The organism is Streptomyces sp. URMC 126 (assembly GCF_051386555.1).
Classification (GTDB): Bacteria; Actinomycetota; Actinomycetes; order Streptomycetales; family Streptomycetaceae; genus Streptomyces.
In genome coordinates, this window is record NZ_JBPQTX010001088.1 from 1 (window position 1) to 254 (window position 254).

Here is a 254-nt window from a genome sequence, read left to right on the forward strand (position 1 = left end):
CTTCTCGATCGTGCTCGTCATCGGCTTCGCCAAGCACGGCTTCCACTTCTTCAGCCTGTTCGTGCCGCACGGCGTCAAGGGCTTCATGGCCGTGGTCCTGTTCCCGATCGAACTGATCAGCTTCCTGATGCGCCCGTTCAGCCTCGCGCTGCGACTGTTCGTGGCGATGACCGCCGGGCATATCCTGATGAAGGTGCTTGCCGGCTTCGTCATCAACGGCCTCAACGCCGAAGCCTTGTGGGTCGCCCCCGTGG

Annotated in this window: 1 protein-coding gene; it reads left to right on the forward strand. The window is 62.6% G+C overall.

Annotated features, from left to right (window positions below; genetic code table 11):
* A partial coding sequence (locus ACSNOK_RS35205; protein ID WP_436784758.1) for a F0F1 ATP synthase subunit A occupies nucleotides 1–254 on the forward strand: 254 nt, incomplete at both ends.